The sequence below is a fragment of the Pseudomonas sp. DF5 genome, assembly GCF_058148225.1.
The window spans coordinates 78343-102325 of sequence record NZ_JBYVYM010000010.1 but is presented as its reverse complement, the minus strand read 5'-3'; the positions used below and the strand labels follow the sequence as shown (position 1 = coordinate 102325).

Sequence of the window (23983 nt, the reverse complement as noted above, 5' to 3'; positions counted from 1 at the left end):
TTCTCTCAACGAATTTGTGGGCCGATGAATCGGCTCTTGGCTTCAACGTGGACGCTGGCGTCATCGGCATCCTTGAGGATGAATTTCACCTCGTTGGTGCTCGACGGCAGTTGCTCCGGCGAGCTGGACAACTCGACCGGCTGGCTGAAAATCTCCCCGGCCGCGACTTTGATCTCGCGCTTGCCTTGCAGCTTGAGGTCCGGCAGGCCGGTGGCTTCCAGCACATAGGTGTGGTCGCGCTGGTCCTTGTTCATGATCTTCAGGCTGTAGACGTTTTCGATCCGGCCTTCGGCGTTCTCGCGGTACAGCACGCGGTCTTTGCTGACATCGAAACCGACCAGCGAGCGCATGAAGAACGCGGTCACCAGCAACGCGATCATGGTCAGCAACACCAGGGCGTAGCCGATCAGGCGTGGGCGCAGTTTATGGGTTTTTTGCCCCGACAAGTTGTGCTCGGTGGTGTAGCTGATCAGGCCGCGCGGGTAATCCATCTTGTCCATGATGTTGTCGCAGGCGTCGATGCAGGCCGCGCAGCCGATGCATTCGATTTGCAGGCCGTCTCGGATATCGATGCCGGTGGGGCAGACCTGGACGCACATGGTGCAGTCGATGCAATCGCCCAGGCCCTGAGCCTTGTAGTCGATGCCTTTCTTGCGCGGGCCACGGCCTTCGCCACGGCGCGGATCGTAGGAGACGATCAGCGTGTCCTTGTCGAACATCACGCTCTGGAAACGGGCGTACGGGCACATGTAAATGCACACCTGTTCGCGTAACCAGCCGGCGTTGCCGTAGGTGGCGAGGGTGAAGAAACCGACCCAGAAATACGACCAGCCATCGGCTTCACCGGTGAAGAAGTCGATCACCAGTTCACGAATCGGCGAGAAGTAGCCGACGAAGGTCATACCGGTCACGAAACCGATCAGCAGCCACATCGTGTGCTTGCTGAATTTGCGCAAGAATTTGTTGGCGCTCATCGGCGCCTTGTCGAGCTTGATACGCTGGTTGCGGTCGCCTTCGGTGACCTTTTCGCACCACATGAAGATCCAGGTCCAGACGCTTTGCGGGCAGGTATAGCCGCACCAGACCCGACCGGCATACACGGTAATGAAGAACAGGCCAAAGGCACTGATGATCAGAATGCCCGAGAGCAGGATGAAATCCTGAGGCCAGAAGGTCGCGCCAAAAATGAAGAACTTACGCTCCGGCAGGTTCCACCAGACGGCCTGATGACCGCCCCAGTTCAGCCACACCGTGCCGAAATACAGCAAAAACAGCGCGGCACCGCCCGCCATCCGCAGATTGCGGAACAGACCAGTGAAGGCTCGGGTGTAGATCTTTTCTCGAGAGGCGTAGAGGTCGACGCTGTTGTTCGCATTCTTGGCAGGCGGAGTAACGTCGTGTACCGGAATCTGATTGCTCATCATTGCATCCCACGGCAGTGGAAAAATGCCCCGGTCAGTACGTGCCGACCGTGGTCAAAAAGAGGTGTAGCAGTGGCGCAATGATACGCCTGTAGCTCTGGCTCAAGGGTGCGACCTTTGGTCACGTTGGTGGAAATCATCTGACAGTGTAATGACTTGAATCAATTGACTTGTGAATTATGGACGGTATTGCAGAGGGTGCAGGTCAATCGGCCCCCAGGTTGATCAATCGCATACCAGGCAATGGGTGTCGCCTCTCAGTCAGGCCTTGGTCCGGGGAAGGGTGCTACTGGACAGTGCGTGCGCGGGGTGATTTTTAATCCAGCCACGCAGCAGGTTTCCAATGCTCGTTCCCGGCAGTGGGAATGTATTTGCAGTTGATGTAAGTGATGTTGGGAAACATGAGTTGTTAATTAGTCTGGTGTCAGTGTTTGTGTTGGTTTTCCACTTGGCATAGGTTATTGGTGTGGGTGAATAAGTCCCGCACTGTCTAATAACTTAATGGAAATGGAATTCTATGTTTTTAACCAAAATCATCAAGTCGATGTGTGGCTTGGTATTGTGTGTCACTTCGTTTGCTGCTCAGGCAGCTGAAACCGATTATTCGCCCGGTCACTTGATTTTTACTTCGGACCCACAGTTTCCCTGGACTGAAAGTTCCGATAACGGCTGGGAGGAGTCCAGTTCGGATCGAGACAGGCGCTCGCGCTGGTTGATTGAGACACAGTATTCGGATGTTGCCAGTTTCAGAAGGAACTTCAATCAGGACCCAACCCGTATTCCGGTCATGATCAACGGTGATATGACGGCTTTCGGTCACGGTGGCGAGCGTTCTACTGTCAAATCGATTCTGGATAAACAGCTTGGCGGCGCCTATGACTATGGTTTGGGTAATCACGACTATGAAAACAATGTCGATGATTGTTTTCTGAATAATTGTGCGGCGGGAAGTATCGTTGATTTCAAGGAGCGATATTGGGGGAAGTTGGAGACTCTGGATCTGACGGTGTTAGAAAGTGGCACGATCAAGAAAGGTCTTTACGGAAGCCTGGCCTATTCCAAGGTGTTTGGGGATGTGCAAGTTATTCAATTGCATAACGAGCCCACTTACACAACTAATTTCACAGCCTACGACTGGGGCGTGCCGACGGGTTATTATATTTCTGACTCCCTGGATTGGCTGGAGCAAAATTTAAAGATGGCGCGAGCGGGCGGCAAGATCATTGTGCTCAATATGCACAAGCCTGATCGCTGGAAGGGAAGTTCGGAGCAGATTGGCCGGTTCAAGGCGATGATCGAGCGCTATGGGGTGACGGCGGTATTCGCCGGCCATTTACATAACAGCCCAGGATCATATTTCGGATGGAACAAGCACGACTATTTTGGTGATGTACCGGTTTTTCTCAGTGGTGGAGCATCCAATCAAACCTACCTGATCGCCAGTTTTGCGCAGGACCGCAAGACGTTGACGGTGCATCAGGTTAACGACAATAACTGGCCAAGCCGCAAGGCAATCGAAACGATCGAGGTCCGTTAACCGGAACCGTGCAGGCTTAAACGAAAACGGCCCCGTCATCTGACGGGGCCGTTTTTTTACATCAAGCGTTTGCCTTACTGGGCGTCTGCCACTGGTGCCTTCTCGCCGTGAGACAGGCTATAGACATAAGCAGCCAGCAGGTGAACCTTGTCGTTGCCTTGCAGCTGTTCTTGCGCAGGCATCTGGCCCTGACGGCCGTAACGGATGGTCTGCTGCAGTTGGGCGAAGCTCGAGCCGTAGATGAACGCTGCCGGATGAGTCAGGTTAGGGGCGCCCATGGCCGGGGTGCCTTTGCCTTCCGGACCGTGGCAAGCCACGCAGTTGGCAGCGAACAGCTTCTGACCGGCAACCGGGTCAGCCTTGGCGCCTTCCGGCAGTTTGCGGCCATCGAGGTTGGTCAGCACGTAAGCAGCAACGTCGCTGACGCCTTGTTCGCCGATCACTTCAGCCCAGGCTGGCATCACGGCGTGACGGCCGCCCATGATGGTGGTCTTGATGGTTGCCGCTTCACCGCCCCAGCGCCAGTCGGCGTCGGTCAGGTTAGGGAAACCATAAGCGCCCTTGGCGTCAGAACCGTGGCAGACCGAGCAGTTGGAGGCGAACAGGCGGCCACCCATCTTCAGGGCTTGCGGATCCTTGGCGACTTCTTCGATCGGCATGGAAGCGAACTTGGCGAAGATCGGGCCGAACTTGGCGTCCGACCTGGCCATTTCCTTTTCCCACTCGTGAACGCCGGTCCAGCCGGTCTGGCCGTTGGCGAACGCGGTCTGCTTCTCGTTATCGAGGTAGCTGTAACCCGGCAGCAGGCCTTTCCAGTTACCCAGACCCGGGTACAGGACCAGATAGCCAAGGGCGAAGATGATGGTGCCCACGAACAGCATGAACCACCATTTCGGCAGTGGGTTGTCGTACTCCTCGATCCCGTCGAAGGAGTGGCCGACCGTCTCGTCGGTCTGCTCGGCGCGCTGGCCCTTGCGGGTGGACAGCAGCAGCCAGGTCAGGGCGAAGATGGTGCCGAGACTGAGGACTGTGACGTACAGACTCCAGAACGTAGTCATTCTTTGTTACTCCTAGAAGCTTGCTCGACGTGCTTGATGGCTTCGGGATCATCCGCGAAAGGCAGCAAGGTCGCGTCTTCAAACTCCGACTTGCGCTTGGGACTGAATACCCACAACGCCAGACCGATGAAGGCCACCATCACAACAACGGTGCCCAGGCCACGAATCATCCCGATATCCATCTAAATCACCGTTTGCTTTTGATGATGGTGCCCAGGCCTTGCAGATAGGCCACCAGCGCGTCCATTTCGGTTTTGCCCTTCACAGCATCCTTGGCGCCGGCGATGTCTTCGTCGGTGTAAGGGACGCCGAGCGTGCGCAAGACTTCCATTTTCTTGGCGGTGTCTTTGCCGTCGAGCTTGTTTTCCACGAGGAACGGGTAAGCCGGCATTTTCGACTCTGGCACCACGTTGCGCGGGTTGTACAAGTGCGCACGCTGCCAGTCATCGGAGTAACGACCGCCGACACGGGCCAGGTCCGGACCGGTACGCTTGGAGCCCCACAGGAACGGGTGGTCCCAGACGCTTTCCCCGGCGACCGAGTAGTGGCCGTAGCGTTCGGTTTCAGCACGGAACGGGCGGATCATCTGCGAGTGGCAGCCGACACAACCGTTGGCGATGTATACGTCGCGGCCTTCCAGTTCAAGGGCGGTACGAGGCTTCATGCCCTCGACCGGCTTGTTGGTGACGTCCTGGAAAAACAGCGGAACGATCTGGGTCAGGCCGCCGATGCTGACGGCGATAACCATGAAGAAGGCCAGCAGGCCAATATTCTTCTCGACTGCTTCATGCTTCATCAGTGAGCTCCAACTACAGCAATCTTGGTAGCGGCTTCGGCTTCAACCGGGTCCGAGGCGCGAACGGTACGGAACACGTTGTAGGCCATCAACAGCATGCCGCTGGCAAAGAACGCGCCGCCCAGGGCACGAACGATGAAACCAGGGTGGCTGGCTTGCAGCGCTTCCACGAACGAGTAGGTGAGGGTGCCGTCATCGTTGATTGCACGCCACATCAGGCCCTGGGTGATGCCGTTGACCCACATCGAAGCGATGTACAGCACGGTGCCGATGGTCGCGAGCCAGAAGTGTGCGTTGATCAGGCCGGTGCTGTGCATCTGTGCACGGCCGAACAGTTTCGGGATCATGTGGTAGATGGCGCCGATCGAGATCATCGCTACCCAGCCCAAGGCGCCGGCGTGTACGTGGCCGATGGTCCAGTCGGTGTAGTGCGAGAGCGAGTTGACGGTCTTGATGGCCATCATCGGGCCTTCGAAGGTCGACATGCCGTAGAACGCCAGCGATACCACGAGGAAGCGCAGGATCGGGTCGGTGCGCAGCTTATGCCAGGCGCCCGACAGGGTCATCATGCCGTTGATCATGCCGCCCCAGCTTGGAGCCAGCAGGATGATCGACATCGCCATGCCCAGGGATTGAGCCCAATCCGGCAGTGCGGTGTAGTGCAGGTGGTGCGGACCGGCCCAGATGTACAGGGTGATCAGCGCCCAGAAGTGCACGATCGACAGGCGATAGGAATAGATCGGACGCTCGGCCTGTTTCGGCACGAAGTAGTACATCATCCCCAGGAAGCCGGTGGTCAGGAAGAAGCCCACGGCGTTGTGGCCGTACCACCACTGAATCATCGCGTCGGTCGCACCCGAGTAGGCCGAGTAGGACTTGAACAGGCTGACCGGCAGCGACATGTGGTTGACGATGTGGAGCATCGCGGTCACGACGATGAAGGCACCGTAGAACCAGTTACCGACATAGATGTGCTTGGTCTTGCGCTTGACGATGGTGCCGAAGAACACCAGACCGTAGGTGACCCAGACGATGGCCAGCAGAATAGCCAGGGGCCATTCCAGTTCCGCGTATTCCTTGGTGGTGGTGAAACCCATCGGCAAGGTCACGATCGCGCCGACGATCACCGCTTGCCAACCCCAGAAGGTGAAGGCCGCGAGGCTGTCGGAAATCAGTCGCGTTTGGCAGGTTCGCTGCACGACGTAATAGGAAGTGGCAAACAGAGCACAACCACCGAAGGCGAAAATCACCAGGTTGGTGTGCAACGGGCGTAAGCGTCCAAAAGTCGTCCACGGCAGACCGAAATTCAATTCCGGCCATACGAGCTGTGAGGCGATGAAGACACCAAGCCCCATGCCAAGGATCCCCCAGACCACCGTCATGATGGCGAACTGGCGGACTACCTTATAGTTATAAGCAGTCGGACTGATTGCTGTGCTCATTCTAAGGTTCCACGGTTTGGGTGTTTTATTAGGAGTAAAAATCGGCCGCAAGTATGGAGAAAGCGGGGGGTCATTGCAACGCGCCATGACCTGGGTCAATGCTTTCAAAACCTGATTCTGCGGCCTTTCCATGCGCCGCGTAAGGACAAAATTGCCCTCTGACAAAATGTCGCAGCGGATGAAAAAGGCGAGGGGTTCAAGTCAGATGTAACGGGGTGTGTTCAAACGTAACGATCGAGGGACAGACGGCAATTTGCGCGACAGCCGGTATCTACCAGCCTTTGCGGCCTGTCATCGAACAGAATCGTCGAACACATCGGGTAAAATCGACCTGGAACCGACTCATGCCAGTCCGCACCGAGGAAGCTTAGACCCGAATCTGGTGAACCGAAAGGAAGGGGAACGGGAGGGTGCGACAATGGGTCGCAAAGAGGCAGGGAACTGCCGCATTCCGCAGAATGCGGCAGCAGAGCGGTCAAAAATTATTCGCTTTTGCCTTGTGCCTGCAAACGCTCGGTGCCGACTCCGTGGGACAAGCTGTACACATAAGCGGCCAGCAATTGCACCTTGTCGTTGCCCAGCAGTTCGTTTTGCGCTGGCATATGGCCCTGGCGACCATGGCGAATAGTCTGTTGCAGTTGCGCCAGGCTGGTGCCGTAGATAAAACCGGCCGGGTGCGTCAGATTCGGCGCGCCCATGGCTTCAGTGCCCTGGCCGTTTGCCCCATGACAGGCTACGCAGGTGGTGCTGAACAGTTGCTGTCCGGCTTGCACGTCGGCACCACTGTCGGCCGGCAGCGGTAGGCCGGCCAATTCGTGACGCACGTACGCGGCGACGTTCTTCACCCCGGTCTCACCCAACACTTCACCCCAGGCCGGCATGGCCGCCATCCGGCCACCCATGATGGTGGTCTTGATGGTCTCGGCACTGCCGCCCCAGCGCCAATCGCTGTCGGCCAGGTTGGGGAAGCCGAATGCGCCCTTGGCGTCCGAGCCGTGACACACCGAGCAGTTGGAGGCGAACAGGCGGCCGCCCATTTTCAGCGCTTGCGGGTCTTTCGCTACTTCTTCGACCGGCATGGCGGCGAATTTGGCGAAGATCGGTCCGAACTTCGCGTCTGCCTTGCTCATCTCCTTTTCCCATTCATGGACACCAGTCCAGCCGTTTTCATAACCGGGCAGGATGCCTTTCCAGTTGCCCAGGCCCGGATAAAGAATCAGGTAGCCAACGGAAAACACCAGGGTGCCGGCAAACAGCATGAACCACCACTGCGGCAGCGGGTTGTCGTACTCCTCGATGCCGTCGAAGCTGTGGCCCATGGTCTGGTCGACGCTGCCCTTGGTTTCGCCCCGGCGGGTGCCGATCAGCAGCCAGGTCAGGCCGATCAGGCTGCCGATGGTCAGTACGCAGATCCACGCACTCCAGAAGGTGGTCATGGCCGGGGACTCCTTGTTGTTGCAGATTCTTGGGTGGTTTCGGGTTGCGGCTCATCAGCGAACGGCAGCAGGCGCGCTTCGGCGAATTGCGGAGTGCGCTTGCTGTTGAACACCCACAGCGTCAGGCCGACGAAGGCCACGAACACCACGACTGTGCCGAGGCCGCGGATCAGGCCTGTGCTCATATCAATGACCATGACTCACCTCTTGCTCTTGATGGCAGTGCCGAGCACTTGCAGGTAGGCGACCAGCGCGTCCATCTCGGTCTTGCCCTTGAGTGACGCGACTGAGCCGGCGATGTCGTCATCGGTGTATGGCACGCCGAGGGTGCGCATGGCGCGGAGCTTGGTTTCGGTGTGGCTGCTGTCGACCGCATTGGCCACCAGCCACGGGTAGGCCGGCATCTTCGATTCCGGCACCACGTTGCGCGGGTTGTACAAGTGCGCGCGGTGCCAATCTTCGGAGTAGCGCCCGCCAACTCGCGCCAGGTCAGGTCCCGTCCGTTTCGAACCCCAGAGGAACGGGTGATCCCACACGCTTTCCCCGGCCACCGAGTAATGGCCATAGCGCTCGGTTTCGGCGCGGAACGGGCGGATCATCTGCGAGTGGCAACCGACGCAGCCTTCGCGGATGTAAATATCGCGACCTTCCAGTTGCAGCGCGGTGTAGGGCTTCATGCCTTCCACCGGTTTATTGGTTACGTCCTGGAAGAACAGCGGGACGATCTGGGTCAGGCCGCCGATGCTCACGGCGAACACCATCAGCAACATCAGCAGGCCGACGTTTTTCTCGATTGTTTCGTGTTTCATGGCGGACTCCTCAGGCGATCTGCGCGGCGGCGACGGCTTCGGCAGGCTGCGAGGCCCGCACTGTGCGCCAGGTGTTGTATGCCATCAGCAACATGCCGCTGAGGAAGATCGCGCCGCCCACCAGTCGCACGATGAAGCCAGGATGGCTGGCCACCAGGGTTTCGACGAAGGAGTAGGTCAGCGTGCCGTCCTCGTTCACTGCGCGCCACATCAGGCCCTGGGCAATGCCGTTGACCCACATGGACGCGATGTACAGCACGGTGCCGATGGTCGCGAGCCAGAAGTGCGCGTTGATCAGGCCGATGCTGTGCATCTGCTCGCGGCCGAAGACTTTCGGGATCATGTGGTACAGCGCACCAATGGAAATCATCGCCACCCAGCCGAGCGCGCCGGCATGAACGTGGCCGATGGTCCAGTCGGTGTAGTGGGAGAGGGCGTTGACCGTCTTGATCGCCATCATCGGCCCTTCGAAGGTCGACATGCCGTAGAACGCCAGGGACACCACGAGGAAACGCAGGATCGGGTCGCTGCGCAACTTATGCCAGGCGCCCGACAAGGTCATCATGCCGTTGATCATCCCACCCCAGCTGGGCGCCAGCAGGATCAGCGACATCACCATGCCCAGCGACTGCGCCCAGTCCGGCAACGCGGTGTAGTGCAAGTGGTGGGGACCGGCCCAGATGTACAGGGTGATCAGCGCCCAGAAGTGCACGATCGACAGGCGATAGGAATACACCGGACGCTCGGCCTGCTTCGGCACGAAGTAGTACATCATCCCGAGAAAACCGGCGGTAAGGAAAAAGCCTACGGCGTTGTGGCCGTACCACCACTGCACCATGGCATCGGTCGCACCGGAGTACAGCGAGTAGGACTTGGTCAGACTCACCGGCAATTCCAGGTTGTTGACGATGTGCAGGATTGCCACGGTGATGATGAATCCACCGAAGAACCAGTTACCGACATAGATGTGCTTGGTCTTGCGCTGCATGATCGTGCCGAAGAACACGATGGCGTAGGCCACCCAGACGATGGTGATCAGGATGTCGATCGGCCATTCCAGTTCGGCGTATTCCTTGGAGCTGGTGTAACCCAGCGGCAGGCTGATCGCCGCCAGCAGGATCACCAGTTGCCAGCCCCAGAAGCAGAACGCGGCGATTTTCGGCGCAAACAATCGAGTCTGGCAGGTACGCTGTACCGAGTAGAACGAACTGGCGAACAACGCGCAGCCGCCAAAGGCGAAGATCACCGCGTTGGTGTGCAGCGGGCGCAATCGGCCGAAACTGGTCCATGGCAGATTGAAGTTGAGTTCGGGCCAGACCAACTGGGCGGCGAGAAAAACCCCGAGCCCCATGCCGACGATGCCCCACACCACCGTCATAATGGCGAATTGGCGGACCACCTTGTAGTTGTAGGCGGTACTGATAGAAGTGTTCATGGTTCCCCATCCACGGTTCAGCCGAAGGAGAACGCGTGCGCAAGGCAACGCTCCCTTCGCCTGGAGTTATAGGCAGACTAAAAGCGAGGCAAGCATGGACAAACAGCACAAGGCCAGTATTGACGGGGATCAATGGGCGCAGTGCGTGCGGGATCACGGATGGCTGTGGAATGCCGCCTCGGTGCCGGCCTCGGCGACACTGATTCTCGCCCATGGCGCCGGTGCGCCGATGGACAGCGGCTGGATGAGCGACATGGCTGCGCGCCTTGCCGCGCAAGGCGTCAACGTGCTGCGCTTCGAGTTTCCGTACATGGCCCAGCGGCGAGTGGACGGGGGCAAGCGCCCACCGAACCCGGCGCCGAAACTGCTGGAATGCTGGCGCGAGGTGTACGCCGTGGTGCGACGCCATGTCACTGGGCGTCTGGCCATTGGTGGCAAGTCCATGGGCGGGCGGATGGCCAGTCTTTTGGCTGATGAACTGGGTGCGGATGCCTTGGTGTGCCTCGGTTATCCGTTTTATGCCGTCGGCAAACCGGAGAAACCTCGGGTTGAGCATTTGGCTGCGCTAAAGACACGGACGTTGATTGTGCAGGGCGAGCGCGATGCGCTGGGGAATCGTGAAGCCGTTGAGGCTTACACGTTGGCATCAGGTATCGAAGTGTTCTGGCTGGGGGCGGCGGACCATGATTTGAAACCGTTGAAGGCTTCGGGGTTTACGCATGAGCAGCATTTGGACGCGACAGCGAAGAAGGTCGCCGGGTTTCTGTGAGAAGCAAGATCAAAAGATCGCAGCCTTTGACTTTGTTGTCAGCGGTTAAACCGCACCACCAACGAATACTGGGTATTCGCGGTCTTGGTCAGTTCCTCACTCTGCAGCGCCGAGTTTTGTGCCTGTTCCGAGGTCTGGTCCGTCATTTGAATCAACAGTCGTCCAGGTCGGGAAAGATGACTTTACCCACTACCCAAGGCCCAACGATTTCACAATGCACAGTGCGCAGGAATGAACCCCACTCACTTCGGTTATGGGCATCAGGGCCGCTGACAGTCAGCAAAAGGTATTCATCCCGAAAGGCGTCAAAGGCATAGATCAGCCAGAAGTCATTGTCAGGATCTTCAACCAGAGCGGTTCGGTAATACTGGCGGTCGATTTTTGCCCATTGGGCTTGAATCGCTTGAGTGCTTGCCAGGTGGATGTGGTGCATATCGCTGAGGTCGAGCCGTTCGTCTCGCCCGAAAATAGTCGGCAGTTCGCCGCACAACTTTGTAGTTGTAAAAGTGTGCGGCGAAGTTTTGCCAGTTGTTTATTTGTTCAAAAAGTGCAGAGATTTTGGCAGCTGGCATCCATGGCCATGCAGGTGGAAACTGTGTTTGCCAATGTCGATACCGAGAAGCGTCATCGTGTTCATGAGAGATCCTCCGCCGAAAACGAGAAAAGCCCTGCAAGCGTAAACCTGCAGGGCTTCTCGGTCAGGCTGACCATCTCATTAAACCCGGAAGCTTTCGCTGTCCGGGGTTTTTGTTTTTCGACCACGATCAGCGGTTAAACCGCTCCACCAACGAATACTGGGTATTCGCGGTCTTGGTCAGTTCTTCACTCAGCAGCGCCGAGTTTTGTGCCTGTTCCGAGGTCTGGTCAGCCAGCTGCGAGATGTTGCTGATGTTGCGGCTGATTTCTTCGGCTACCGAACTTTGCTCTTCGGTCGCGGCAGCGATTTGGGTGGTCATGTCAGTGATGTGGGCCACCGCTTCGCTGATGCCCACCAGTGCCTGATCCGCTTCCAATACCCGCGCTACACCTTCTTCAGCCTGGCGATGACCGGCCTCCATGGTTTGTACCGCCGTGCTGGCGGTTTGTTGCAGCTTGGCGATCAGGGTGTGGATCTGTCCGGTGGATTCACTGGTGCGCTGCGCCAATTGGCGCACTTCGTCGGCCACCACCGCAAAACCACGGCCCATCTCACCGGCACGCGCGGCTTCAATCGCGGCGTTCAAGGCGAGCAGGTTGGTCTGGTCGGCAATACCTTTGATCACATCGACCACGCCACCGATTTCGTCGCTGTCCTTGGCCAGTTGCGTAACGGTCAGGCCGGTTTCACCGACCACCACCGACAGGCGCTGAATCGCTTCGCGGGTTTCGCCTGCGATGTCGCGACCGCGACCGGTCAGGCGATTGGCTTCCTGAGTAGCGTCGGCTGTGCGCTGCACATGGCTGGCGACTTCCTGAGTGGTGGCGGCCATCTGATTGACGGCGGTCGCCACTTGTTCGGTTTCGACGCGCTGGCGTTCCAGGCCGGTGGAGCTGTTGTGGGCCAGGGCGTCGGACTGTTTCGCTTGTTCGGTCAGGTGCTCGGCGGTGTCCTGCAGACGGGTCAGGCAGGTTTTCAGGCGTGCTTCCTGGCTGAGGATCGACATCTCCAGACGCGCTTGGGCACCACGGCTGTCGGTGTACATCTGCGCGATCAGCGGGTCGGATGTGGTCTGTTCGGCCAGGCGCAGCAGGCGCTTGATACCGCGCTGTTGCCAGCCCAAGCCCATCAAGCCCAGCGGCACCGAAAGACCGGCGGCGAGGGCAAAGCCCCATTGCGACGTCAGGGTGGCGCCGATCATGAAACTCAGTTGGCTGACCAGAATGAACGGCAGCCAGTCCTGAAGTACCGGCAACCACTTATCTCTTTGAGGAACGGCGGACTTGCCCTGGTTGATGCGTTGGTAGAGCGCTTCGGCACGGCGGATCTGCTCGGCGGTGGGCTTGACCCGCACCGACTCGTAACCGACCACTTGATTGCCGTCGAACACCGGTGTGACATAGGCGTTAACCCAATAGTGGTCACCGGTCTTGCAGCGATTCTTGACAATGCCCATCCATGGCAAGCCTTGTTTCAGTGTGCCCCACATGTGCGCGAACACCGCAGCCGGGACATCGGGGTGACGAACCAGGTTATGCGGCGCACGAATCAGTTCCTCACGAGAAAACCCGCTGATTTCGACGAATGCTTCGTTGCAGTAGGTGATCAAGCCCTTGGCATCGGTGGTGGAGATCAGCCGTTGCTGAGCCGGGAAGGTCCGTTCGCGTTGTGTAATGGGTTGGTTGTTACGCATGGCTTTTTCAATCCGCAAGGCTTTGAAGGGGTATCGGCATCGTCAGGCATTTATTGAAGTTTTTTTTCAATAATCAGTGGTGCGTCGCAAAACGACCGCTGCGTCATCCCGCGAGCATCGGATACGTGAACAAGCCGAAATGCAGCAGATTCAAACCAAAATGGGTGGCGATGGCCGCCCCCAATCCGCCGAAACGGTAGGCCAGGCCATAACCGATACCCGCCAGGCTCGCCAGCAGCACCCATTGCCAGCCAGCGCCCAGATGAACGAGGCCGAACAGCATCGATGCGAGCACCAGTGCGAGGCTTTCGCCATAAGGCAGGTGTTTGAACTGCCGGCTCAGACCGCCCTGGATATAGCCGCGAAACAGCGCTTCTTCCACCAGCGTCACCAGCAACAGATTGTTCAGCACCCACAGCCAGGCCTGATCCGGCCATTTCGGTGCCCAACCGATGACGCCCAGCAATAGCGCGCCACCCAGGGCCAACACGGCGCTCACGGGCAAGGCGAGGGCGGTGGCGTAAACAGACAGGCGCAGGGAGCGCCGGCCGATAATCCACGGACAAACCAGCAACAGCCAGAAGCCGATCAGGGGCTTGTCCAGATTCAGGTACATGGCGAACCGCGCGGCATCGTCGGTGAAACGCTGGGGATCGATGGCGCGTCCGTTGTAGAAACCGGGAAGCCAATGCGTCGCCAGCGCCACCGCCAGAACGATGAACAAGCCATGGCCGAGGTATCGGCCAAGCGGAATCTGTTGCTGGCGAACGGCGAAACCTGCGAACAGCAGTAACCCGAAAGAGATGGCCGCCAGCCAGCCGAGATGGCCATAGATCAGAGCCAGGCTGTAGCCGAGGGAGAGAAGTGCCAGATAGATCCATGGCAGAGCGATCATTTGAAGTCCTTGTTTCAGAGGTTCTGCAGGTTGCCCGGCCTATGTGGGAGCGACCTGTGGCGAGGGGGCTTGTCGGAACGCCGCACCGCCCCGTTTGAGTGCGTAGCACTCACAAGATTTTTGGTACATCAGATATTTTGGGACTGCTTCGCAGCCCGACGGGGGCAAGCCCCCTCGCCACAGGGCTCCCACATTTGATCTGTGATCGACACAAAACTGATGGGCACGCGATTATAGAGGCGTATGCCGCCCAAACAAAAACACCGCCCGAAGGCGGTGTCGTTGTCAGTCGCTGTTACGAGGCAATCAACTGCCGCAACACGTAATGCAAAATCCCTCCGGCCTTGAAGTACTCCACTTCGTTCAGGGTATCGATCCGGCACAATACCTCGACCTTCTCCTGGCTGCCGTCTTCACGGGTGATGACCAGCGTCAGGTTCATCCGCGGAGTCAGTTCGACGCCCGTCAGGCCAAGAATGTCCAGGGTTTCCTTGCCGGTGAGGTTCAGGCTCTTGCGGTTCTGATCCAGCTTGAACTGCAGCGGCAACACGCCCATGCCCACCAGATTTGAACGGTGAATCCGCTCGAAGCTTTCTGCGATGACGGCTTTGACCCCCAGCAGGTTGGTGCCCTTGGCCGCCCAGTCACGGCTCGATCCAGTGCCGTATTCTTGCCCGGCGATCACCACCAGCGGCGTGCCCGATGCCTGGTAACGCATGGCCGCGTCGTAGATCGGCAGTTTTTCCCCGGTCGGAATGTAAATCGTGTTGCCGCCTTCTTCACCACCGAGCATTTCGTTGCGAATGCGGATGTTGGCGAAGGTGCCGCGCATCATCACTTCGTGGTTACCACGACGCGAGCCATAGGAGTTGAAGTCCCGCGGTTCCACCCCTTGTTCGCGCAGGTAACGGCCGGCGGGGCTGTCGGTCTTGATGTTGCCGGCCGGGGAGATGTGGTCGGTGGTCACCGAGTCACCGAGCAGCGCGAGGACTTTCGCCCCTTCGACATCCTTGACCACCGGCGCAGGGCCGCCAATGTCATCGAAGAAGGGTGGATGCTGGATATAGGTCGAATCGTTGTTCCAGACATAAGTCGCTGCCTGCGGCACTTCGATGGCTTGCCACTGTTCGTCACCAGCAAACACTTCGGCGTACTCCTTGTGGAACATCGCAGTGTTCACCTGAGTCACCGCGTCGGCGATCTCCTTGGTGCTCGGCCAGATGTCTCGCAGGTAAACCGGGTGGCCGTCCTTGTCGTTTCCCAATGGCTCGCTGCTGATGTCGATGCGCACCGTGCCGGCCAGCGCGTAGGCGACGACCAGGGGCGGGGAGGCCAGCCAGTTGGTTTTCACCAGCGGATGCACGCGGCCTTCGAAGTTGCGGTTGCCCGACAGCACCGAGGCGACGGTCAGGTCGGCTTTCTGGATGGCTTTTTCAATCGGCTCCGGCAACGGCCCGGAGTTGCCGATGCAGGTGGTGCAGCCATAACCGACCAGGGCAAAACCGAGTTGGTCGAGGTATTGGGTCAGACCGGCTGCCTTGTAATAGTCGGTGACCACTTTCGAACCGGGGGCCAGGGAGCTCTTGACCCAGGGTTTGCGCTTGAGGCCTTTTTCCACGGCTTTTTTCGCCACCAGTCCGGCTGCCATCATCACACTGGGATTGGAGGTGTTGGTGCAGGAGGTGATCGCGGCAATCACCACCGCACCGTTTTTCAGCCGATGCGTATGGCCTTCGTGGGCGTAGTCCGCTTCACCGATCAGATCGGCGTTGCCTACCGCGACGCCACCGCCGCCCTCACTTTCGAGGCGACCTTCTTCCTTGCTGGTCGGTTTGATTTGCAGGCCGAGAAAGTCAGTGAACGCTTGCGCCACATTCGGCAACGAGACGCGGTCTTGTGGGCGTTTCGGTCCGGCGAGGCTGGCCTCGACGCTGCCCATGTCCAGGGCCAGGCTGTCGGTGAACACCGGCTCTTTGCCGGGCAGGCGCCACAGGCCCTGGGTCTTGCTGTAGGCCTCCACCAGTTTCACGGTTTCCGAGGTGCGGCCGGACAGGCGCAGGTACTCCAGTGTCACCTCGTCCACCGGGAAGAAGCCGCAGGTGGCGCCGTATTCCGGGGCCATGTTGGCGATGGTCGCGCGGTCGGCCAGCGGCAGGTCGGCGAGGCCGTCGCCGTAGAACTCGACGAATTTGCCGACCACGCCTTTCTTGCGCAGCATCTGGGTGACGGTCAGCACCAGGTCGGTGGCGGTGATGCCTTCCTTGAGCTTGCCAGTGAGTTTGAAGCCGATCACTTCCGGAATCAGCATCGACACCGGTTGACCAAGCATCGCCGCTTCCGCTTCGATCCCGCCGACGCCCCAGCCGAGTACGCCGAGGCCGTTGATCATGGTGGTGTGGGAATCGGTGCCGACCAATGTGTCGGGGAAGGCATAGGTGCGCCCGTCCTCATCCTTGGTCCAGACGGTACGCCCCAGGTACTCAAGGTTCACCTGGTGACAGATGCCGGTGCCCGGCGGCACCACACTGAAGTTGGCAAAGGCGCTCTGGCCCCAACGCAGGAAGGCGTAGCGCTCGTGGTTGCGCTGCATTTCGATGTCGACGTTCTGTTCGAAGGCGCTACTGCTGGCGAACTTGTCGACCATCACCGAGTGGTCGATCACCAGGTCCACCGGCGACAGCGGATTGATGCGCTGCGGGTCGCCACCGGCCTTGGCCATGGCGGCGCGCATGGCGGCCAGGTCGACCACGGCGGGGACGCCGGTAAAGTCCTGCATCAATACCCGTGCCGGGCGGTACTGGATTTCGCGATCGGAGCGACGCTCCTTGAGCCAGGCGGCAATCGCCTTGAGGTCGGCGCCGGTGACGGTTTTTTCGTCCTCCCAGCGCAGCAGGTTTTCCAGCAGCACTTTCAACGACATCGGCAGCTTGTCCAGATCACCCAGGCTCTTGGCGGCTTCGGGCAGGCTGAAATAGTGATAGGTCTTGTCGTCGACTTGTAAGGTTTTAAGGGTTTTCAGGCTATCGAGGGACGGCATTGAAATGACTCCTTTAAGTCCACACGGCTACGGACTGAGGGACGGGCAGAGGTTTAAACCTAGTCCTGTTTGGTGCTTAAGGCTAATAACTGGACCCTAAGGGCAAGTCCAAGGTTCCGAACTCGGCTATCATGCGCCGGTTTTCGTGACAGGCTTTGCTTCAACGCAAGTCTGGGCATCGCGCAGTGGCGCAATTTTTCCGCCAACTGCCCAGGAGTAAGAATGAACACCCTCTTTATGCATTGCCGACCGGGCTTCGAAGGCGAAGTCTGTTCCGAGATTTCCGAACATGCCGCGCGGCTGAACGTGGCCGGTTATGCGAAGGCCAAGACCGCCAGCGCCTATGCCGAATTCATCTGCACCGAAGAAGACGGTGCCGAGCGCCTGATGCGTGGCCAGCGTTTCGCCGACCTGATCTTCCCGCGCCAGTGGGCCCGTGGGATCTTTATTGATCTGCCGGAAACCGACCGCATCAGCGTGATCCTCGCCCACATGGCGGACTTCCCGCTGTGTGGCAGCCTGTGGCTGGAAATGGTCGACACCAACGATGGCAAAGAGCTGTCGAATTTCTGCAAGAAGTTTGAAGTGCACCTGCGCAAGGCGTTGATGGCAGCCGGCAAACTGGTGGAAGACGCCCACAAGCCGCGGCTGCTGCTGACCTTCAAGAGCGGCCGGGAAGTGTTCATGGGGTTGGCGGAGTCGAACAATTCGGCGATGTGGCCGATGGGCATTCCACGCCTGAAGTTCCCCCGTGAAGCACCGAGCCGTTCGACGCTGAAGCTGGAAGAGGCCTGGCACCATTTCATTCCCCGCGACCAGTGGGATGAGCGTCTGCACAGCGACATGACCGGTGTCGACCTCGGCGCTGCCCCTGGCGGCTGGACCTGGCAACTGGTCAACCGCGGCATGCTGGTGACCGCCATCGACAACGGCCCGATGGCCGAAAGCCTGATGGATACCGGTCTGGTGCAGCACTTGATGGCCGACGGTTTCACCTTCAAGCCCAAGCAGCCGGTGGACTGGATGGTCTGCGACATTGTCGAGAAGCCGGCGCGCAACGCGGCGATGCTGGAAGAATGGATTGGCGAGGGGCATTGCCGGGAAGCGGTGGTCAACCTCAAGCTGCCGATGAAACAGCGTTATGCCGAAGTGAAGCGCTTGCTGGAGCGTATTGCCGAGGGGTTCAAGGCGCGGGGCATCCGGGTTGAAATCGGCTGCAAGCAGCTGTATCACGACCGTGAAGAAGTGACCTGCCATTTGCGCCGGCTTGACGTGAAAAAACCGAAATCCCGCTGATTCACACGGTCCCGCTCCCACAGGTGACCGAACACCCGGCAATGCGCGACAATGCCGGCAAGTTTCAGGAGTAAACCATGAGTGAAATGATCGATACGCCGGTCGACGGCACCCTCGACGCCACCGGCCTCAATTGCCCGGAACCGGTGATGATGCTGCACCAGCACATCCGTGACCTGGTGCCCGGCGGCCTGCTGAAGGTGATCGCCACCGACCCGTCGACCCGTCGCGACATTCCCAAGTTCTGCGTGTTCCTCGACCACGAGTTGGTGGCGCAGCACGAAGAGGCAGGCACCTACCTGTACTGGATCCGCAAGAAACTCGCTTAACGGGCACAAAAAAGGCCTGCATGTGCAGGCCCTTTTTTTGCGCTCGCTTAACCGGCCGAACGGCTGATGCGGATCCGTTTGCGTGCGCTGCGCGCCAAGCGGATCGACAGCATCAGCGCCGCGCAACTCAAGCCGACGATCAAACCCTGCCACAGCCCGCTCGGGCCACTCGGCGCGCCGAACCAATCGGTCAGGCCAAAGGCGTAACCCACCGGCAAACCGATGCCCCAATAAGCGAACAGCGTCAGGATCATCGTCACTCGCGTGTCTTGATAGCCGCGCAGTGCGCCGGCCGCTGTCACCTGGATCGCATCGGAAAACTGGAACAGCGCCGAGTACACAATCAGCATCGCGGCTACGTGAATCACCGTCGGATCGGCGGTGTAGATTGCGGCGATGGATTCACGCAGCAACAGCATCATGCTTGCGGAAATACACGCATAAGCCAGTGCCGTGCCCATGCCGACCCCGGCGGCGAAGCGAGCTTCGCGTGGTTCTTCACGGCCCAGTGCCTGGCCGACCCGCACGGTCACGGCCATGCCCAGGGAGTAGGGGATCATGAACACCAGTGAGCTGAAATTCAGGGCGATCTGGTGCCCGGCGACCACCGTGGCGCCGAGGCTGCCGATCAGCAGGGCGATCACCGCAAAGATGCTCGACTCGGCGAAAACGGCGATGCCGATTGGCAGGCCGATGCCCAGCAAACGTTTGATCACCGTCCACTGGGGCCAGTCGAAACGGCTGAACAACTGGCTCGACTGATAGGCTGGCGCCCACCGTTCCCAGCCGGCCATCCCCAGCGCCATCACCCACATCACGATTGCCGTGGCCCAGCCGCAGCCGACACCGCCCATCGCCGGCACACCAAAGTGGCCATAGATGAAGATGTAATTGAGCGGAATATTCAGCGCGAGCCCGCACAAACCAAGGACCATGGCCGGACGCGTGCGACCCAGGCCATCACTGAAACAGCGCAATACGTGATAGAACGCGACGGCGGGCAGGCCGCTGGCAATGCCGTGCAGGTACTGCATGCACGGGCCGATCAGCTCGGGATCGACCTTCATGAAATGCAGGATCGGTTCGGCGCTGAACAGCAGGCCGGTCGCCATCAAACCCACCACCAGCGCCAACCACAAGGCCTGACGCACGATCGGGCCAATCTCGCTGTGAGTGCCGGCACCGAAGCGCTGAGCGACTTTCGGGGTGGTGGCCAGCAGCGTACCGGTCATCAACAGAAACACCGGCACCCAGATCGAGTTGCCCAACGCGACGGCCGCAAGATCGCGAGGCCCGACCCGTCCCGCCATCACCGCATCGACGAAGCCCATGGCGGTGGTCGCCAGTTGCGCGATCATGATCGGCAACGCCAGGCCGAGCAGGTTTTTCAGCTCCAGGCGAACCCGGGCCGGGCGGTTGAGGGAAATAGCGGCGGTGGGGTCGGTCACGGAATTCAAGGCGAAACGTCCAAAGGATTTTGATGCGCGAGGCGGCGCATTCTACGCCTTGACACAGTGGTCAGGAAAAAACCTGTGTTGCGGATTTGTAATCAGTTTTACAGGCATCCCCCACTCCCTGTGGCGAGGGAGCTTGCTCCCGCTGGGCTGCGCAGCAGCCCCAAAAGCAGCTGTCCAGTTCCTTCAGACACACCGCGGCATCAGTCTTTGCGACTGCTTTGCAGCCGGATGGGAGCAAGCCCCCTCGCCACAGGGGGGCAACTAAGGTGCTTAATACCTGCTGGCTCATCACCTCCATCTGCGCCTAAACTGCCGGTCCGCCAAAGGAGCCTGCCATGTTGATTGTTGCCGACGAAAATATCCCGCTGCTCGATGCCTTCTTCGAAGGTTTCGGTGAAATCCGCCGAGTGCCGGGACGTTCCATCGACCGCGCCACCGTCGAACAGGCCGATGTGCTGCTGGTGCGCTCAGTGACCAACGTCAATCGCGCATTGCTCGAAGGCAGCAAGGTGCGCTTTGTCGGCACGTGCACCATCGGCACCGATCACCTGGACCTGGATTACTTTCAGCAGGCCGGCATCACCTGGTCCAGCGCGCCAGGCTGCAATGCCCGGGGTGTGGTCGATTACGTGCTGGGTAGCTTGCTGACCCTGGCCGAAATCGAAGGTGCCGACCTGACTCAGCGTACTTACGGCGTGGTCGGTGCCGGCGAGGTGGGCGGGCGCCTGGTCAAGGTTCTGCAAGGCCTGGGCTGGAACGTGCTGGTCTGCGATCCACCACGGCAAGCTGCTGAAGGGGGCGATTACGTCAGCCTCGAGCAGATCATCGCGCAATGCGACGTCATCAGTCTGCACACGCCGCTGGAAAAACAAGGCCCTCAGGCCACCTGGCATCTGTTCGACAAGAACCGTTTGAACCAACTCAAACCTGGCACCTGGCTGATCAACGCCAGTCGTGGCCCGGTGATCGATAATCCCGCCCTGCGCCAAGTACTGTTGCAACGTGAAGATCTGCAAGCGGTGCTGGATGTCTGGGAGGCTGAACCTGAAGTCGATGTAGCGCTGGCGGAGTTGTGTGTCATCGCGACGCCGCACATTGCCGGCTACAGCCTCGACGGCAAACAGCGTGGGACGGCGCAGATCTATCAGGCATTTTGCAAATTTCTTGGGCAACCGGAACAGATCAGCCTGAACGATTTGCTGCCGGCACCGTGGTTGTCGGCCGTGACATTGAACGCCGAGACTGATCCGGCCTGGGCGCTGGCGATGTTGTGCCGTGGCGTGTACGACCCGCGTCGTGATGACGCGGATTTTCGCCGCAGCCTTGTCGGCAATGTGAGCGAACAACGTGCAGCATTCGATGCACTGCGCAAACATTACCCGCTGCGACGTGAGATTGATGGGTTGAAGGTGCGGATTGAGGGGGATTCGCCGGTGTTGCAGAAGATCGTCGCGGCTTTGGGGGCTTTGGCGGTCTGAAGAAACGTGTCGGCCCAATCGCGGGCAAGCCACGCTCCCACAGGTCATGCATCAATTTTGGAGTCGCGGTAACCCTGTGGGAGCGGGCTTGCCCCCTCAAAAGGCACCCATAAAAAACCCGGCCAACAGGGCCGGGTCAAGAAGACGGTGGCTATATCACTTTTGTTCGGCAGGCTTGACCAATCGCTTTTCCAGTTCGCGGCAAGCGTCCTGGATCATGCTTTCAGTGATCGGTACTTCGCGCCCATCCTCATCAATAATCGAGCAACCCAGAGACTGGTCTGGTTGTGTGCGGATCACTTGAATCTTGTCATCGCTGCTGTTTTGCAAGGACATGGCCTGTCTCCTCATCAGGTTGTGCACTTACTGTAAAACCGCCAGGTGACCGGGCTGTGACAACTCCCTGCGATCTTTCAGGTCGGCCTCTTCAGTCCATCAGAAATACCCTGACGTTTCCACCCGGACTTTAGACCAATAATCTCTAGCCACTAGTCTTGGAGGTCATAATTAACGTTACTCATTGTGATTTACAGCGTTCAACCCGATTGACCGGTGTAGGCTTGATCGGATCAAAAACCATTGGTTGCATCATCGGATGATCTTCATGCTCTCTGCCCGTCACCGCCGCGCTGTTCGTCTGGCCGGTCGCTTCATCAAGCCTTATCGCTGGCCGGCCTTTGGCGCCTTGTTGGCGTTGATTGTCACTGCTGGCATCACCTTGTCGATGGGGCAGGGGATTCGCCTGCTGGTGGATCAGGGTTTCATGACTCAGTCGACGCATTTGCTCAATCAATCCATCGGCCTGTTCATGTTGCTGGTGATCGGTCTGGCGATCGGCACCTTTGTGCGGTTTTATCTGGTGTCGTGGATCGGCGAGCGCGTTGTCGCGGACATCCGTCGTCAGGTGTTCAACCACCTGGTCTACCTGCATCCGGGCTTTTACGAAGACAACCGCAGCTCCGAGATCCAGTCACGGCTGACTGCCGACACCACGCTGCTGCAATCGGTGATCGGCTCTTCGCTGTCGCTGTTCCTGCGTAACGGGCTGATGGTAATCGGCGGGATTGTCTTGCTGTTTATCACCAACCCCAAGCTGACCAGCATCGTAGTGGTCGCGTTGCCATTGGTGGTCGCGCCGATCCTGATTTTTGGTCGCCGGGTGCGCACCCTATCGCGACAGAGCCAGGATCGGGTTGCCGATATCGGCAGTTATGTTTCCGAAACCCTGAGTCAGATCAAAACCGTGCAGGCCTACAACCATCAGGTGCAGGACGAGCAGCGTTTTGCCGCGACCGTGGAAGAGGCGTTCAATACCGCCCGCAAGCGCATCTTCCAGCGGGCCTGGTTGATTACCCTGGTGATCCTGCTGGTGTTGGGGGCTGTCGGGGTAATGCTCTGGGTCGGCGGCATGGATGTGATCGCCGGGCGGATTTCCGCAGGCGAACTGGCAGCGTTTGTCTTCTACAGCCTGATCGTCGGCGGCGCCTTCGGCACCTTGAGTGAAGTGATCGGCGAACTGCAGCGAGCAGCGGGCGCGGCGGAGCGGATTGCCGAGCTGTTGCGTTCGGAAAACATCATCCAGCCACCGACCCATGGGCTGGTGACTTTGCCTGAGCGGGTGAGGGGCGATCTGGTGTTGCAAGATGTACGCTTTTCCTACCCGTCGCGTCCTGAAAGCTATGCCGTCGATGGTTTGAGTCTGACGATCAACGCCGGCGAGACCCTCGCCCTGGTCGGGCCGTCAGGTGCCGGTAAATCGACGGTGTATGACCTGCTGTTGCGCTTTTACGACCCTGCCGAAGGACGCATCCTGCTGGACGGTGTGCCGCTGACCCAACTCGATCCTCTGGACTTGCGTCGTTGCTTCGCCCTCGTCTCGCAAACCCCGGCGCTGTTCTTCGGCAGCATCGAAGAGAACATTCGTTATGGCCACCCGACGGCGACTTCGGCTCAGGTTCAGGAGGCCGCGAAAATCGCCTATGCCCACGACTTCATCGAGCAAATGCCCAACGGCTACCAGACGCACCTCGGCGACGCGGGTCTCGGTTTGTCTGGCGGCCAACGCCAACGCCTGGCCATCGCCCGGGCGCTGCTGGTGGACGCGCCGATCCTGCTGCTGGACGAAGCCACCAGCGCCCTCGATGCCCAGAGCGAGCACCTGATCCAGCAAGCCCTGCCCAGCCTGATGAAAAACCGCACCACGCTGGTCATCGCCCATCGACTGGCCACAGTGAAAAACGCCGACAGGATCGCGGTGATGGATCAAGGGAAACTGGTGGCGGTGGGGACGCATCAGGAGTTGATTGCGAGCAATGCGCTGTATGCGCGATTGGCGGCGTTGCAGTTCAATGATGGGCGCCATGCTCCAACCGACCAAGTAGCCGACTAAATAACCGACCAAGTCGAGCACCATAAAAAAAGCCCGCATCAATCGATGCGGGCATTTTTGTCAGCGTTT

General features: G+C 59.2%; 21 protein-coding genes. 6 read left to right on the top strand and 15 right to left on the bottom strand.

The window, feature by feature from the left end; translation table 11 throughout:
• Positions 1–5: 5 nt before the first annotated feature.
• Complete coding sequence (gene ccoG / locus AC30D7_RS11630; RefSeq protein ID WP_490134152.1) at positions 6–1421, bottom strand: cytochrome c oxidase accessory protein CcoG; 1416 nt, start codon at positions 1419–1421, stop codon at positions 6–8.
• Positions 1422–1938: 517 nt separating this feature from the next.
• Between ccoG and AC30D7_RS11625 the strand changes: the two genes are divergently transcribed.
• Positions 1939–2958, top strand: coding sequence for a metallophosphoesterase family protein (locus AC30D7_RS11625; protein WP_490134151.1), 1020 nt, complete (start codon positions 1939–1941; stop codon positions 2956–2958).
• Between the two features lie 74 nt (positions 2959–3032).
• Here the strand turns inward: AC30D7_RS11625 and ccoP (AC30D7_RS11620) are convergent, their stop codons facing one another.
• The 8 genes from ccoP (AC30D7_RS11620) to ccoN (AC30D7_RS11585) form a co-directional block, all read right to left on the bottom strand.
• Complete coding sequence (ccoP, locus tag AC30D7_RS11620; protein WP_490134150.1) at positions 3033–4016, bottom strand: cytochrome-c oxidase, cbb3-type subunit III; 984 nt, start codon at positions 4014–4016, stop codon at positions 3033–3035.
• Complete coding sequence (locus AC30D7_RS11615; protein ID WP_003175465.1) at positions 4013–4198, bottom strand: CcoQ/FixQ family Cbb3-type cytochrome c oxidase assembly chaperone; 186 nt, start codon at positions 4196–4198, stop codon at positions 4013–4015. The genes ccoP (AC30D7_RS11620) and AC30D7_RS11615 overlap by 4 nt, the downstream gene beginning before the upstream one ends.
• 5 nt (positions 4199–4203) lie before the next feature.
• Complete coding sequence (ccoO, locus tag AC30D7_RS11610) at positions 4204–4812, bottom strand: cytochrome-c oxidase, cbb3-type subunit II (RefSeq protein ID WP_009042961.1); 609 nt, start codon at positions 4810–4812, stop codon at positions 4204–4206.
• On the bottom strand, positions 4812–6254 hold the full coding sequence (ccoN, locus tag AC30D7_RS11605; protein ID WP_490134149.1) for a cytochrome-c oxidase, cbb3-type subunit I: 1443 nt from the start codon (positions 6252–6254) through the stop codon (positions 4812–4814). Before ccoN (AC30D7_RS11605) ends, ccoO (AC30D7_RS11610) begins: the two co-directional genes overlap by 1 nt.
• Positions 6255–6736: 482 nt before the next feature.
• Positions 6737–7690, bottom strand: a complete 954-nt coding sequence (gene ccoP / locus AC30D7_RS11600; RefSeq protein ID WP_018925302.1) for a cytochrome-c oxidase, cbb3-type subunit III — start codon at positions 7688–7690, stop codon at positions 6737–6739.
• Positions 7687–7887, bottom strand: a complete 201-nt coding sequence (locus AC30D7_RS11595; protein WP_490134148.1) for a cbb3-type cytochrome oxidase subunit 3 — start codon at positions 7885–7887, stop codon at positions 7687–7689. Before AC30D7_RS11595 ends, ccoP (AC30D7_RS11600) begins: the two co-directional genes overlap by 4 nt.
• A gap of 3 nt (positions 7888–7890) precedes the next feature.
• Complete coding sequence (gene ccoO / locus AC30D7_RS11590) at positions 7891–8499, bottom strand: cytochrome-c oxidase, cbb3-type subunit II (RefSeq protein WP_490134147.1); 609 nt, start codon at positions 8497–8499, stop codon at positions 7891–7893.
• Between the two features lie 10 nt (positions 8500–8509).
• Entirely contained in the window at positions 8510–9934 is a 1425-nt protein-coding gene (gene ccoN, locus AC30D7_RS11585; RefSeq protein ID WP_007942213.1) for a cytochrome-c oxidase, cbb3-type subunit I, read from the bottom strand.
• A 94-nt stretch (positions 9935–10028) separates the two neighbouring features.
• Here ccoN (AC30D7_RS11585) and AC30D7_RS11580 point away from each other — a divergent pair, with 94 nt between their 5' ends.
• The gene (locus AC30D7_RS11580) at positions 10029–10703 is read left to right on the top strand and encodes an alpha/beta family hydrolase (RefSeq protein WP_490134146.1); all 675 of its coding nucleotides are present in this window, start codon (positions 10029–10031) and stop codon (positions 10701–10703) included.
• A gap of 151 nt (positions 10704–10854) precedes the next feature.
• Here AC30D7_RS11580 and AC30D7_RS11575 read toward each other — a convergent pair whose 3' ends face one another.
• From AC30D7_RS11575 to acnA, 4 genes are all read right to left on the bottom strand, one after another.
• The gene (locus AC30D7_RS11575; protein WP_490134198.1) at positions 10855–11136 is read right to left on the bottom strand and encodes a type II toxin-antitoxin system YafO family toxin; all 282 of its coding nucleotides are present in this window, start codon (positions 11134–11136) and stop codon (positions 10855–10857) included.
• A gap of 331 nt (positions 11137–11467) precedes the next feature.
• Positions 11468–13033 carry a methyl-accepting chemotaxis protein gene (locus AC30D7_RS11570; protein ID WP_490134145.1) on the bottom strand — a complete coding sequence of 522 codons (1566 nt, stop codon included), beginning with the start codon at positions 13031–13033 and terminating at the stop codon, positions 11468–11470.
• Between the two features lie 103 nt (positions 13034–13136).
• The gene (locus tag AC30D7_RS11565) at positions 13137–13928 is read right to left on the bottom strand and encodes a CPBP family intramembrane glutamic endopeptidase (protein ID WP_490134144.1); all 792 of its coding nucleotides are present in this window, start codon (positions 13926–13928) and stop codon (positions 13137–13139) included.
• 295 nt (positions 13929–14223) lie between these two features.
• On the bottom strand, positions 14224–16965 hold the full coding sequence (acnA, locus tag AC30D7_RS11560) for an aconitate hydratase AcnA (protein WP_064619107.1): 2742 nt from the start codon (positions 16963–16965) through the stop codon (positions 14224–14226).
• Between the two features lie 222 nt (positions 16966–17187).
• Between acnA and rlmM the strand changes: the two genes are divergently transcribed.
• Together rlmM and tusA are read left to right on the top strand one after the other, a co-directional pair.
• Positions 17188–18261, top strand: a complete 1074-nt coding sequence (gene rlmM, locus AC30D7_RS11555) for a 23S rRNA (cytidine(2498)-2'-O)-methyltransferase RlmM (protein WP_490134143.1) — start codon at positions 17188–17190, stop codon at positions 18259–18261.
• A 77-nt stretch (positions 18262–18338) separates the two neighbouring features.
• Positions 18339–18590, top strand: a complete 252-nt coding sequence (gene tusA, locus AC30D7_RS11550) for a sulfurtransferase TusA (RefSeq protein ID WP_007907805.1) — start codon at positions 18339–18341, stop codon at positions 18588–18590.
• A 47-nt stretch (positions 18591–18637) separates the two neighbouring features.
• Here the strand turns inward: tusA and AC30D7_RS11545 are convergent, their stop codons facing one another.
• Positions 18638–20047, bottom strand: coding sequence for an MATE family efflux transporter (locus AC30D7_RS11545; protein ID WP_490134142.1), 1410 nt, complete (start codon positions 20045–20047; stop codon positions 18638–18640).
• Between the two features lie 335 nt (positions 20048–20382).
• Between AC30D7_RS11545 and pdxB the strand changes: the two genes are divergently transcribed.
• On the top strand, positions 20383–21525 hold the full coding sequence (gene pdxB, locus AC30D7_RS11540) for a 4-phosphoerythronate dehydrogenase PdxB (RefSeq protein ID WP_490134141.1): 1143 nt from the start codon (positions 20383–20385) through the stop codon (positions 21523–21525).
• Between the two features lie 156 nt (positions 21526–21681).
• Here pdxB and AC30D7_RS11535 read toward each other — a convergent pair whose 3' ends face one another.
• A complete protein-coding gene (locus AC30D7_RS11535) occupies positions 21682–21861 on the bottom strand; it encodes a PA1571 family protein (RefSeq protein WP_018925311.1) in 180 nt (59 codons plus the stop codon).
• Positions 21862–22129: 268 nt separating this feature from the next.
• Between AC30D7_RS11535 and AC30D7_RS11530 the strand changes: the two genes are divergently transcribed.
• A complete protein-coding gene (locus tag AC30D7_RS11530; RefSeq protein ID WP_490134140.1) occupies positions 22130–23914 on the top strand; it encodes an ABC transporter transmembrane domain-containing protein in 1785 nt (594 codons plus the stop codon).
• Positions 23915–23983: the final 69 nt, after the last annotated feature.

Excerpts from the sequence above, each read along its gene's own strand:
- ccoG (WP_490134152.1), bottom strand. The coding sequence starts at position 1,421 with ATGAGCAATCAGATTCCGGTACACGACGTTACTCCGCCTGCCAAGAAT.
- AC30D7_RS11625 (WP_490134151.1), top strand. The coding sequence starts at position 1,939 with ATGTTTTTAACCAAAATCATCAAGTCGATGTGTGGCTTGGTATTGTGT.
- ccoP (WP_490134150.1), bottom strand. The coding sequence starts at position 4,016 with ATGACTACGTTCTGGAGTCTGTACGTCACAGTCCTCAGTCTCGGCACC.
- AC30D7_RS11615 (WP_003175465.1), bottom strand. The coding sequence starts at position 4,198 with ATGGATATCGGGATGATTCGTGGCCTGGGCACCGTTGTTGTGATGGTG.
- ccoO (WP_009042961.1), bottom strand. The coding sequence starts at position 4,812 with ATGAAGCATGAAGCAGTCGAGAAGAATATTGGCCTGCTGGCCTTCTTC.
- ccoN (WP_490134149.1), bottom strand. The coding sequence starts at position 6,254 with ATGAGCACAGCAATCAGTCCGACTGCTTATAACTATAAGGTAGTCCGC.
- ccoP (WP_018925302.1), bottom strand. The coding sequence starts at position 7,690 with ATGACCACCTTCTGGAGTGCGTGGATCTGCGTACTGACCATCGGCAGC.
- AC30D7_RS11595 (WP_490134148.1), bottom strand. The coding sequence starts at position 7,887 with ATGGTCATTGATATGAGCACAGGCCTGATCCGCGGCCTCGGCACAGTC.
- ccoO (WP_490134147.1), bottom strand. The coding sequence starts at position 8,499 with ATGAAACACGAAACAATCGAGAAAAACGTCGGCCTGCTGATGTTGCTG.
- ccoN (WP_007942213.1), bottom strand. The coding sequence starts at position 9,934 with ATGAACACTTCTATCAGTACCGCCTACAACTACAAGGTGGTCCGCCAA.
- AC30D7_RS11580 (WP_490134146.1), top strand. The coding sequence starts at position 10,029 with ATGGACAAACAGCACAAGGCCAGTATTGACGGGGATCAATGGGCGCAG.
- AC30D7_RS11575 (WP_490134198.1), bottom strand. The coding sequence starts at position 11,136 with ATGCACCACATCCACCTGGCAAGCACTCAAGCGATTCAAGCCCAATGG.
- AC30D7_RS11570 (WP_490134145.1), bottom strand. The coding sequence starts at position 13,033 with ATGCGTAACAACCAACCCATTACACAACGCGAACGGACCTTCCCGGCT.
- AC30D7_RS11565 (WP_490134144.1), bottom strand. The coding sequence starts at position 13,928 with ATGATCGCTCTGCCATGGATCTATCTGGCACTTCTCTCCCTCGGCTAC.
- acnA (WP_064619107.1), bottom strand. The coding sequence starts at position 16,965 with ATGCCGTCCCTCGATAGCCTGAAAACCCTTAAAACCTTACAAGTCGAC.
- rlmM (WP_490134143.1), top strand. The coding sequence starts at position 17,188 with ATGAACACCCTCTTTATGCATTGCCGACCGGGCTTCGAAGGCGAAGTC.
- tusA (WP_007907805.1), top strand. The coding sequence starts at position 18,339 with ATGAGTGAAATGATCGATACGCCGGTCGACGGCACCCTCGACGCCACC.
- pdxB (WP_490134141.1), top strand. The coding sequence starts at position 20,383 with ATGTTGATTGTTGCCGACGAAAATATCCCGCTGCTCGATGCCTTCTTC.
- AC30D7_RS11535 (WP_018925311.1), bottom strand. The coding sequence starts at position 21,861 with ATGTCCTTGCAAAACAGCAGCGATGACAAGATTCAAGTGATCCGCACA.
- AC30D7_RS11530 (WP_490134140.1), top strand. The coding sequence starts at position 22,130 with ATGCTCTCTGCCCGTCACCGCCGCGCTGTTCGTCTGGCCGGTCGCTTC.